Genomic DNA, 12051 nt, shown 5'->3' with positions numbered 1-12051 from the left:
TCAACAGGAAGTATGGGTGTGAGTAAATTCAAGCTGCTGACAAGCATTCAAGCTGCTTGCACGTTGAATTACGGCAGAGAACCCAAGCCGCTTGCGTGAACTAGCACTACATACCCCATCTTACAAAAAATCGTACCGATCAGCTGATCTGGAGTCGCGCAGCGAGCTTGGTATGTCGTGCCTTCAACCCTGTTGGATTGAAGGCGATCGCTGAGAAACCTCTTATCCTCGTAGGGGCGCAGGGCCTTGCGTCCTTATGGGCTTAATTAACTGTAGATTGGTTCCACCTTGGCTCTCGTCTTCATTGCGTTAGCAGCCAGAAAGGTGCTCAGATGACTGATGACATGATTGCTTTCTTCGAGCGCTCGTGGTGAATCCCCAAACGCCTTGTGAGCGGTTTCAAACTCTTCGATTAAGGCGGCGCGGTTACCTTGTGCCAGGAGCTTCGCTAACCGATCGGAGGTTTTGACTAAGCGCTTAATCGCCTCACAACGTTCGTCTGACGCTAGCAGAATATCAATATAGAGAGCGGCGCTTTGTGCCAGTAGACGGCTAACGGTGTTAATTTCGATGCGATAGAGCGGGCTAGCAAATTCAAGGCTGCGTTCGATATCAATCCCCTCTTCTGCCAGAAAAGCCCCTAGCGTGAAGTTAGCAAAGAAGCGAATGGCCTGCACTGCAACCATCATGCGATCGTGCTCATCGGGCGTGCAACTAATGAGTTTGCCACCATCCGCTTCAATTAAATCCAGCAACCACTGGCTCGCTTCGGGGTCTCGCCCTGGGCAAGTCACCACTTTTTGCCCCAAAAAGGAGCTAGGCCCCGGACCAAACATGGGATGAAGACCCATGACAGGACCTGAATGGCATTCCATCATGGTTTGCATAATGGAAACCTTGGTACTGGCAATGTCTGCCAGTGTTGTCGTTGGCGAAAGGTATGGGGCGACCCTCCGAACTACGGCTACTGTGGCCTTTAGCGGTACACAAAGAAGCACCAAATCGGCACCTCCCAGCAGTCTGTCAGCATGTTCCCAACCGTCATATTCCAAAACACTCACGTTGTGACCGCCTGCAGACAGTCGATCGACAAAAAAGCATCCCATCAAACCACGTCCACCAACCACAGTGATATTACGTGGCTCAACAATCGTGTGACGTGATGGTGCATTCGCTAACGCTGCCATGCAATGGGTGACGATGCTATCCCAAAGGTAGGCTGGAACGCCCGCTTGGGTCAGCTGTGATTGGTAATTGGCTAGCTGTTCCTGCCTTGAAGGCGTTTCTAGTGTTGCCAGGAGTGAGATGCGATCGCTGAGAAGTGCAATTAACGTTTGATCAAGTTGTCGGAGCGTTTCAGAGGTGTTCATAATCACTACCAAAGGGAGAGAATTGTTGCATGCACTCACGACAGTCTTGTTTGTTGGTTCAGAGATTTCCCCGTGCGGCCTGTTCGCGTTCTAGGGCGACAAAGAGAGATTTGAAATTGCCCGCTCCAAAGCCGCGTGAACCATGTCGTTCAATAATTTCAAAAAACAGTGTTGGTCGATCGCCCACTGGCTTTGTGAATAGTTGCAAGAGATAGCCATCGTCATCGCGATCGACCAAAATCCCTAGCTCTGCCAGTTGCTTCACTGGAATATCAAGCTCCTTGACCCAGTCTTCCAGATTGTCGTAATAGGTTTGGGGAATGGGTAGAAATTCAACCCCAGCCTGCTTCAAATAAACGACCGTTTGAACGATATCATCGGTTGCCAGACCAATATGTTGAATTCCAGGGCCGTTATGAAAATCCAGATACTCTTGAATTTGAGATTTACGTCGTCCCGGTGCTGGCTCATTAATATTAATAATTGTTTTGCTACCGTTTTCCAGCACTTTTGACATCAGGGCTGAATATTCAGTTGAGATCGCATGGTCATCAAAATGCATGCGCACATCAAAGCCCATCGTCTTGACAAAAAAGTCAACCCATTGATCCATCGCGCCGTATTCAACATTGCCAACGATATGATCAACCCGCTTCAACCCGGCTTCATTGGTGGATGCCGACGATCGCGAGACGAAACCTGGTGCAAAGTTATTCACGTAGTGGCTACGATCGATAAATTTCACCAAAACGTCACCAAACGTACGGATGGCCGCATAACGTAAGACACCATACTCGTCTTCATGATTAGTCGGTGGAATTGCTCCGATCGCGCCTCGATCAACTGCTTGCTTATAGGCGACTGCTGCATCGGAGACTTCTAACGCAATGACGGCAATGGTATCGCTATGCTTTAGAACGCTCTGTGCGATGGCATACTCTGAATTTAATGCTGAACTCAAAACGAATCGTATCTCTCCCTGTTGCAAGAGATAGGATGTCACTTTGCGATCGCCAGTTTCTAAACCTCGATAAGCAGTGGTGGTAAAGCCAAAACATTTAGAGTAAACAAGTGCAGCTTGCTTAGCGTTGCCAACATAAAACTCCAGATGGTCAAGTCCTTTGATAGGGCAGTTGTCGTTCATAGTAATTTCTCTTAAAGATGACAAGAAAAGGCTTCACACCAACCAAGCCTCAGGACTCGTTAGGAGTTTTATCGACTTGATTGGTTAACTCTATTTGCTCTCTAGAAGAAATGCCTAGTGGAATTACGCAGTCTTCATTAAAAAGTCTGACTTCGTAAAGATTGCTCGGAAGCTATGCCTGGTGGTCTTTCAAGGTCGATTGGAAGAAAGCCATAAAGCGTAACCTTCTCAATGCAGCCGTTTTTGACCGAGAATTTACGGGAAGTTTAAATCCAATTGCCTACGTGCTTCGACTGGTAATCCCGTAGAAGCCTCATGGCATCTCTAATCATCGCTATTCTTTAGTTCGCGTTGCTCATCATAGGGTGAGTAGCTTGTATTCTCTTGATGAACTTTTTGGAGAACAGTGGTTGCTCCAAATAAAGCCGTGTTAGTCTCGCATAAATTGTGATTGAGGCCCCTCAGACTCATCTACTCAGCCAAGTTTTGCTCGACAACCTTCGCTTGCATGAATGACTGTCGCTGCGCTTGCTGTCCATTCCCTGTTAAGACTGAACCTTCAACGGCAATTAGCCAATGGTTTTTTCTTGCTGCACATAAACGTTGATGTTAAGGCTCAGATGCTGATGTCCCAGCGATGAGTGCTTCATACATATCAGCATTTTTACCGGGTTTCCCAATGCTTTGGGGCTTTAATGATCAAATAACTCAGGATTACCGTAGCTGACAGTTGTAATTGATCTTGCATTCTACTTCACGGGCCTTTGGTGATCACTCTTTAAGCCTGCCGACTCATCGTTTTAACTAAGTCTGCAGTTTGTGATCGTTAAAACCCTTGGTAATGGTTCTTCATTCGTGTAAGCACGTTTGAAAAAATTTGCTATGAAAATTTAGGAGTTTTGTTATGGTTGCCACTAATCAAAAAACGTTTTCTTCAACCGAAAACTCAGCCATCAACCCTGAACCAGCGCCAGAACCTGTAGGTTTGGCAAAAGCAAACTTGTTAACTCAAACGTCGACTCTAATGAAGACGGATAATCAACGAGCGCTTTCCCCTCAAAAAATAGCGCTAGAACAGACGGTAGACCCAGACCGATCGGTTTTGCAATTACCAAGCGATTTTCTTAAAACACCCACGACAACGTATCAGCCCAAGTACTGCGCACTTACCTTGCCCGATCGCCTGGTTGAGTCTCTGCAGACGCAGGCTCAACAGGATGAGATTGATGAGCGATCGCTCATACTAGCCGCATTCAATGCGCTCCTTTATCGGTATACGCAGCAGGAAAGCATTGATCTGGAACTGAAGCTTCCAGGTGACGCAACAAACCAGGCTTGCATAGTCGAAATTTGTACTCCGATCGACGGTGAATTAAGTGCTCGTGCCTTAATTGACCAACTTTCAGAAACGTTAAAAGCAATTCAAGCACCTGCAAACACGTTGCTGGATCGAACCCAGACAGGTCAGCCAAGCCATCAACGCCTATCTTTACCAGTTGCTGTCACCTTTATTACAGACTTCTTTCGCATTGAAGGGAAGGAGCAGTGGCTAGCAGACTTTCAACTGCAAACGCCTGGGCGCTCTGACAGCCCTGATTTGCATCTGATTATGCTGCAGCAGCCACACAACCTTTCAGGCGTGCTTCGATACAATGCCAACCTGTTTCAGCCAGAGACCATCAATCGTTTGGCAGGTCACTTTCAAGTACTGCTAGAGGGTCTTATGGCCGATCGGGATGGCTCGATCGCTCAACTGCCATTATTGACGCAGGCGGAAACACAGCAACTGTTAGTGACGTGGCAAAGTACCCCCGCTCAGTATCCACAAGCGCCGATTTATCGCTATATCGAGGCTCATGCCGTTCAACGGCCCGATGCGATCGCTCTGACGTTTAAGGATCAGCAGCTCACCTACGCAGAACTCAATCAACGCGCTAACCAACTGGCTCATTACTTAAGGTCTGCTGGCGTTAGTGCAGAGGTACGGGTGGCAGTCTGTGTTGAACCATCGTTAGACATTGCAGTGAGTTTGCTGGGTATTTTCAAGGCGGGTGGTGTTTATGTGCCGCTTGATCCAACCCATCCGGCAGAACGTTTGACCACCATTCTGGAAGAAGCTCAACCCAAAGTCTTATTAACTCAGTCTCACCTTGCGGAGCGCTTACCCGCACTTGCAGACCATCTTCTTTGTCTTGACCGAGATTGGGCATTGGTGCAGCCGTTCCCCACGCATAACCCTGAAGTTGAGATTCGCCTCGATCAAACGTCTCATTTAGTTTATACCTCTGGAACGACGGGTAAGCCCAAGGGTGTTGTAACCAGCCACGGCAATCTGGTGAATTACATTTTGGTGGCTCAAGAGCGCTTTGGTTTTGACTGCCACGATGTGATGCCCGCGATCGCTCGTTTCACCTTTAGTATCACCATGTTTGAGCTTTTGTCACCGCTGGTTGCAGGTGGCACGCTCATGATTCTAGAACGGGATCATATTTTAGATTTCAAGCGCCTGACGCAAACTCTGTCACAGTTGACCGTGATTCATACCTCACCGAGTTTGCTGCAAAAGCTCTTAGCTTATATTCAAGACAATCATTTAGACCTCAAGCCCTTCCAAGCGCTCAAACACGTTTCTACAGGCGGTGATATGGTGCCTGCCGCGTTGCTGGACACCATGAAGAAGGTGTTTCAGCAAGCAGAAGTCTATGTGATTTATGGCTGTAGTGAAGTGAGCTGTATGGGCTGTACCTATCCAGTTGTTAGAGATCAGCAGATCACCAAAAGCCGGGTTGGCAAGCCGTTTTCAAATGTTTCTGTGCGCCTGTATGATGCCCATCAAAACCTGGTGCCGATCGGCATTCCGGGTGAAATTTATATCGGTGGCGATGGTGTGACGAAGGGCTATTTGCAACGAGAAGCCTTGACCCAGGAAAAATTTGTCACGCTCGATGGTCAGCGCTTCTATCGTACAGGTGACTTAGGTCGGCTCGACGCGGATGGCAATCTGGAAATGCTGGGTCGCACTGATTTTCAGATTAAACTGCGCGGTATGCGCATTGAGTTAGGCGAAATTGAAGCCACTCTGCGTCAGATCCCCGGTGTACGCGAGGGCATCGTCATGGCACGCGAACTGGGTGCTCGTGAAGCGGGTCAGGGCGAAAAAAGTTTGGTCGCTTATGTAGTGCTCGATCAGGCTCAAACGCCGTTGATTGAAAGCATCCGTAGCGTACTGCAAGAGAAATTACCGGACTACATGGTTCCAGCTGCGTTTGTGGTGTTAGACGCCATGCCAGTCAATATCAACCAAAAGGTCGATCGCCGAGCCTTGCCGCTGCCGACGCCTGAAAACATGGCTGGGTTCAAAGCGTTTGTTGCCCCACGCGATGCATGGGAGCAGCAGTTGACGGCTATTTGGGAAGACACACTTGGCATCAGTCCCATTGGTATCCATGACAATTTCTTTGAGGTCGGAGGGCATTCCCTACTGGCTGTATCCCTTATGGCTCAAATCGAAGCTGTGTTTGGTAAAATGCTTCCCCTCAGCGCGCTTCTGACTGCGCCAACGATCGCGCAATTGGCAGCATTACTCAATCAGCCAGGGCAATTAGATCAACGTAGCTCGCTCGTTTTACTTAAGGAGGGCGGCACCCAACCCCCAGTGTTCTTCATTCATGATGGCGAGGGCGAAACCTTACTCTACCGAAATCTGGCCTACTGCCTGAAGCCGGAGCATCCCGTCTATGGCATCCAACCCCATAGCCAGGAGCGCCATCCTATCCTACACACTCGCATTGCAGAGATGGCAGCCCACCATATCGAACAAATCCGCACCGTTCAACCAGACGGACCTTACTTACTGGGCGGTTTATGTGTCGGTGGCTTTCTAGCGTTTGAAATCGCTCGCCAACTGCAAATGCAGGGTCAAACTGTTGCCATGGTCGCGCTGATTGACACAGCGGATGTGGAAGCAACGGTGCGAAGTGGTTTGATTGCCAATAAACGGTTGAGCAGTTTTTCGCAATCCTTAAGTCAAGGGGGAGAAGGGAACCCGCCGCCGTTACTCTCGATTTTGAAGAAAGCCAGTCAGAAGATTTACAACCTGATCAGCTACGAGATCCAGACAAAGCTTAAGAAAGTTCAAAACCAGACCAAGATCAAGCTGTTCCGGTATTGCCTGGATCAAGACCGACCCATCCCACCCTTTCTGTACAATCTTCCCGTTCGGCTCGTCTTGAAATTTGCCGAACGAGAATATGTTCCGCAGGCTCCCTATGAAGGAGAACTGCTTCTTGTCCTGGCAACTCAAAAAAGTAATCGCTTTGACGGTACTCTCATTGACGGTACCCCCATTGACGATACCCCCTACGCTGACATTTACAGTGATTCGCTGTTGGGATGGGGCAACAGGGCAACAGGAGGAATCAAAGTTCATACCAACCCTGGTGGGCATTCCAGTATGTTGCAAGCACCCAATGTGCAGATCATGGCTAAACAGATGCAAGCTTACATTGATGCGGCGATCGCCGATGTAGCCAAAGACCAACCGTCGCCGAGCCTTGTGGCACAACAATCAGAAACATCTTTGCTTCTAGAGCCGTCTTCTAGAGACTGCTAAACCAGACAGCTAAAACCGAGTGAACTGAATCTTTACCCTATGGATATGACTAATCAAAACACGGATCCATGTTCTTTAATGGTTGTCATCGTCAACTACCGCACGTCCTCGCTGACCATTGACTGTTTGCGCTCTCTTGAAGATGAAGTGAGATCACGTCCAGACACTTGTGTTGTCGTGGTTGATAATGCATCTGGAGATCACTCCGCAGAAGCAATTGATTTAGCCATTACAACCAATGGTTGGGGAAATTGGGCTTCAGTCTTGCCCTCAGACCATAATGGCGGTTTTGCTTATGGCAATAATCTGGCAATTCGCCCCGCACTTCAGTCCCCCAATCCACCCTCGTATTTCCTACTACTCAATTCAGATACGCAGGTGCGTCCCGGTCTATTCAAGGCACTCACAGGCTTTATGGAGCAGCACCTAGATGTCGGCATTGTCGGCAGCGGTCTTGAAAATCCAGATGGCACAACCTGGTCTACAGCGTTTCGCTTTCCCTCTATATTGAGCGAGCTAGAGAATGGTGTGCGATTAGGAATTGTGTCAAAACTCTTAGCTAAATGGATTGTTCCCCAAACAATGACCAACGAGCCACAGCAGGTAGACTGGTTGCCTGGGGCAAGTATGATGATCCGTCGGCAAGTGTTTGAATCAGCAGGTTTAATGGATGAAGGATATTTCCTCTATTACGAAGAGACAGATTTCTGTCTCCAAGCTAGACGGAGCGGTTGGTCTTGCTGGTATGTCCCTGAAGGTCGCGTCATGCATATCGCAGGAGCAAGTACAGGGGTAACAACCAGAGATGACACTCCTAAACGATTGCCACAGTATCTCTTTGATTCTCGCCGACGCTATTTCGTGAAGAATCACGGTTTTCTATATGCCGCCTTAGCCGATCTTGCCTGGTCATTGAGTTTTGCTTTATGGAGAGTGCGACGAGCGATTCAATGCAAACCGGATGCAGATCCACCCTACCTATTACTAGATTCCCTACAAAACAGCGTCTTTCTAAAGTGGGGGAATAAAGGGCTGTAAAGAAACTTGCTAGAATGTATGCCGCCAATTGTTCACACAGATCATCTATAAGTAGAGCATCAGATGTAACATCTCTGGATTCCAAACTCTCTGGATTTTGGGGTTTGGGTAGCAATGGATGCTGTTGCGAAGGTGCTACCGAAAGGGGCTAAGTCACGAAAGCCCCTTAGCTTCAAACCGTTTCGGTGGCTACAACTGCTCCGCCTGCTTCATCAGCGATCGCCAGCAGTTGCAGAATCCGTCGCAGTGGAATGTGAACTTGCTCGGAATGGTTAGTTAGTTCGCGTCCCAGGTCATAGATGGCTTGCTCAATCAAGTAGTAGTCCAACAGCACCTGTAATTCCTGGTGGGTCTTGGGCAGGAAACTACCTTGATTAGCAGTGGTCAAATAGGCTTTGAGAAAGGTGGCGCTGACCCAACGATCCCAGAAGGTTGCCCACTGCTGTAGCGGTTCAGACTGGATCATGCCGCTTTCCATTTCGTTATCGAGTGCCACATTGGCAGCGTAGTAGAAGGATTGCAGCATGCCTGCTACGTCTCGCAGGGGCGATCGCTTCATGCGGCGTTCGCTAAGGCTTCGAGCCGGATCACCTTCAAAATCAATAATGTAGAAATCTTTGCCTGTAAAAAGCACCTGCCCCAGGTGGTAATCGCCGTGATAGCGAGTGCGCAAGGTGTTGATTTTATGGTTCAAGACCAATTGGAACCGTTGTAGACAGGCATCATGCTGATGCAGCACTTGGTTCGCTAGGCGCTGTGTCTCAGGTGATAGGGACGTCAACCGATTCTTTAAGAGTAGGAAGACATGCCCGGATAGATTGCGGCTGTATTGATAGATCGATCGCTGATACAGCGAGGTAAAGGGCTCTGGAGTAAAAGCAGGCTGGTCTGGAGCCGATGCCAGGGCGAGATGCAGTTCTGCCGTACGTTGTCCCAGGAGCTGCATGTTTGCCAGGTAATTATTGATCGCTTTGCAGGCAGGAATTTGGGAGGGCGAAAAATCGACTGGACAGGACGGCAACGGAAAGAAGACCGCCGTCGCGTCGGTGCTGGTGGTTGCAGTCTCGGTTTCGATCGCAGTCAGCAATTCTAGCAAGGAGCCCGATGGCATGGGTGCTTCGGCGATGTCTGATGGTTGCATCACCACCAGTTCAAAGTAGTCGCGCAGATTGTCCAGCGTGTAGTCCCAGGCGTTACGTGTATCTTGGATGAACTCTTGCAGAATGCCAACTGTCATCGGTTCCGCATTAGGACGGTGGTATTCCAGGGTACCTGCGATCGACGGGATAAACGCAAAGCGCTGTTGTTCATCCAGAAAACGGCGCACTTCCAAATCGGGTTGAATGCCTTCCTCCACTTTTTGGAAGAGTTTTAGAATCAAACGATTTTGAGCCACAACCCCACTGCCACTCACATCGCTATACATGATCGACGTATTGTTGTGGATGCCTTTCAGCAAGGCAGCGTCGAAGTCAAGATTGCCACCGCTCCGTTCAGCAAAGAGCTTTGTTGACAGGGCAACCAGTTCACCAGCCGCATTTTTGTAGCGCTGCTTCTGAGCCATGCTATCCAACAGAGCGGTTAAAAATTGCTTGTCAACGATCGCGTCAAACAACACGGCGACCGCATCACTGCTTTGCGATCGGAGTCGTGCAAACACGGCTTGCGGGTTTTCGGTAAGCAACTGTAGTGCCTGATCGCCTGTAGCACAGGCCAGAAACAGAAGATAGGTTTGGGGGTTGCCCTGAATGTAGTCTACGTGCAGGGCGATCATCTGCGCGTGGCTGTCTTTGTAGGGAATGGCGATCGCGTCTGCAATGCGAGCGGACTGTACGGTGCGCGTTCTGCCACCAAACCAGCGATGACTGGCTAGATACTCTGGCAGCAGCGATTCTAATGCCGCTGTAAAACTACGCGTCTGCGCAGACTGCAACTGAGAGAACGCGGTTTGCCAGGTACTGGTCATCACCAGCATCGGCAACTCAACTTGTGGCTTTGCGGTTTGCAGGGAGCTGGGTTGCCGCTTGAGTGTGAACCAGTAAATGGCGTAGGGGCCCAAGCTGAGAAAGTAGGAGGAGCCCTCGATCGGGGGAAACTCGGTGCGCCCAAAGATCTCAACGGGCACCCGCTCCTGAAAGGCGGCTAAATCTAGCTCCACCGTTTGCACAAAGCGCGATAAATTCGCCACGACCAGGATTTGTTCATCCTCATAGGTGCGTGTGAAGGCCAGGACTTTGCGGTTATCGGGATGGAGAATCTGCAAATCACCGCTGCCCAAGGCCTGAAAGCGTTTACGCATGGCAATGAGCCGCTTGGTCGCATTAAGGAGCGAGTTGGGGTTTGCCCGTTGTGCCTCAACATTCACCGTGGCGTAGTGGTATTCCGCTTCCACAATCAGAGGCAAATAGAGCTTTTGAGGACTGGCGTGACTGAACCCGGCGTTACGGTCAAAGTTCCATTGCATGGGTGTGCGAACCCCATTGCGATCGCCCACATAGATGTTATCGCCCATGCCAATTTCATCGCCGTAATACAGCACGGGTGTACCGGGTAGCGACAACAGTAGGCCATTGAGTAGCTCAATCTGGCGGCGATCGTTCCCCAGCAAGGGAGCCAAACGCCGACGAATACCGAGATTCACGCGCATCTCTGGATCTTGGGCATAGACACGATACATGAAATCCCGGTCTTCATCCGTCACCATTTCCAGCGTCAATTCATCGTGGTTGCGCAGAAACAAGCCCCACTGGCAGTTATCAGGAATGGCGGGCGTTTGTTGGAGGATGTCGGCGATCGGAAAGCTGTCTTCCATCCGCAGTGCCATAAACAGCCGAGGCATCAGCGGGAAGTGGAAGTTCATGTGACACTCATCGCCATCCCCAAAATAAGCGGCAGCATCTTCGGGCCACTGGTTCGCTTCTGCCAGGAGCATCCGGTTCGGAAATTTATCGTCTACGTGCTGGCGCAGTTGCTTCAAAAACGCATGGGTTTCAGGCAAGTTCTCACAGTTCGTGCCATCGCGCTCATATAAATAGGGCACTGCATCCATTCGCAGCCCATCCACACCCATCGCCAGCCAAAAATCCATCACGTCAAACACGGCCTGACGCACAGCGTGATTGTCATAGTTTAAATCTGGCTGATGGGAATAGAAGCGATGCCAGAAATACGCCTTTGCTACAGGGTCCCACGCCCAGTTAGAAGATTCAAAATCTTGAAAGATAATCCGCGCTTCTTGATATTTTTCAGGCGTATCGCTCCAGACATAGAAGTCGCGTTCGGTGCTACCTTTAGGCGCTTTGCGCGCACGTTGAAACCAGGGGTGCTGATCAGACGTGTGATTGACGATGAGTTCAATAATGACCCGAATGCCCCGCTGATGCGCGGCTTGCATCAGTGCTTTGAAATCATCCAATGTCCCATAAATGGGGTTAACGTTCACGTAATCGGCAATATCGTACCCGTCATCCCGCAGTGGCGATGGAAAGAACGGTAAGAGCCAGATGGCAGTGACGCCCAAATCTTGTAGATAGTCTAGCTTTTCAGTGAGTCCTCGAAAATCGCCAATACCATCCCCATTGCTGTCTGCAAAGGCGCGAACAGGCACTTCGTAGATAATGGCGTTCTTAAACCACAAGGAGTCGTTCTTCAAAGTTAGTCCATCCACTGACGTCTGAGTCCGTAAACAAGTTAGCGGAAATAGTTGCGATCGTCATCTTGCAAAGGTAGGAACGATCGCCCAGTTAAGTCCCACGGGCGATCGTCATAATCACTGTAATGATTCCACAGCCCACCCTGCGGTAGGAACTCGCAGGGTGGTTTCATACAAGGAAATGAAAGACCTGATGCAGTTGATTAGCCCAAGCTCTGAGGGCTTGTGGAACGGT

The 12051-nt window shown here is 49.6% G+C and carries 6 protein-coding genes; 2 read left to right on the top strand and 4 right to left on the bottom strand.

Annotated features, from left to right (window positions below):
- Positions 1–266: 266 nt before the first annotated feature.
- Together tyrA and hppD are read right to left on the bottom strand one after the other, a co-directional pair.
- Positions 267–1370, bottom strand: a complete 1104-nt coding sequence (gene tyrA / locus C7B82_RS24335) for a bifunctional chorismate mutase/prephenate dehydrogenase (RefSeq protein WP_106259331.1) — start codon at positions 1368–1370, stop codon at positions 267–269.
- A gap of 58 nt (positions 1371–1428) precedes the next feature.
- Positions 1429–2514, bottom strand: coding sequence for a 4-hydroxyphenylpyruvate dioxygenase (gene hppD / locus C7B82_RS24330; protein WP_106259329.1), 1086 nt, complete (start codon positions 2512–2514; stop codon positions 1429–1431).
- A 904-nt stretch (positions 2515–3418) separates the two neighbouring features.
- Between hppD and C7B82_RS24325 the strand changes: the two genes are divergently transcribed.
- Positions 3419–7126, top strand: coding sequence for a non-ribosomal peptide synthetase (locus C7B82_RS24325; RefSeq protein WP_106259328.1), 3708 nt, complete (start codon positions 3419–3421; stop codon positions 7124–7126).
- A gap of 45 nt (positions 7127–7171) precedes the next feature.
- Positions 7172–8164: a glycosyltransferase family 2 protein gene (locus C7B82_RS24320; protein ID WP_219904674.1), complete on the top strand. Its 993-nt coding sequence runs from the start codon at positions 7172–7174 to the stop codon at positions 8162–8164.
- 172 nt (positions 8165–8336) lie between these two features.
- On the opposite strand, the gene treS is transcribed toward C7B82_RS24320, so the two are convergent.
- The gene (gene treS, locus C7B82_RS24315; RefSeq protein ID WP_245940072.1) at positions 8337–11816 is read right to left on the bottom strand and encodes a maltose alpha-D-glucosyltransferase; all 3480 of its coding nucleotides are present in this window, start codon (positions 11814–11816) and stop codon (positions 8337–8339) included.
- A gap of 38 nt (positions 11817–11854) precedes the next feature.
- Positions 11855–11989 (bottom strand): hypothetical protein, encoded by a 135-nt coding sequence (locus tag C7B82_RS34410; protein WP_281259039.1) that lies wholly within the window; start codon positions 11987–11989, stop codon positions 11855–11857.
- Positions 11990–12051: the final 62 nt, after the last annotated feature.

The sequence above is a fragment of the Stenomitos frigidus ULC18 genome, from assembly GCF_003003795.1.
Lineage (GTDB): Bacteria > Cyanobacteriota > Cyanobacteriia > Leptolyngbyales > Leptolyngbyaceae > Stenomitos > Stenomitos frigidus_A.
The sequence above is the reverse complement of the archived record's forward strand: the minus strand, read 5'-3'. Positions and strand labels throughout refer to the sequence as shown.

Excerpts from the sequence above, each read along its gene's own strand:
- tyrA (WP_106259331.1), bottom strand. The coding sequence starts at position 1,370 with ATGAACACCTCTGAAACGCTCCGACAACTTGATCAAACGTTAATTGCA.
- hppD (WP_106259329.1), bottom strand. The coding sequence starts at position 2,514 with ATGAACGACAACTGCCCTATCAAAGGACTTGACCATCTGGAGTTTTAT.
- C7B82_RS24325 (WP_106259328.1), top strand. The coding sequence starts at position 3,419 with ATGGTTGCCACTAATCAAAAAACGTTTTCTTCAACCGAAAACTCAGCC.
- C7B82_RS24320 (WP_219904674.1), top strand. The coding sequence starts at position 7,172 with ATGACTAATCAAAACACGGATCCATGTTCTTTAATGGTTGTCATCGTC.
- C7B82_RS34410 (WP_281259039.1), bottom strand. The coding sequence starts at position 11,989 with ATGAAACCACCCTGCGAGTTCCTACCGCAGGGTGGGCTGTGGAATCAT.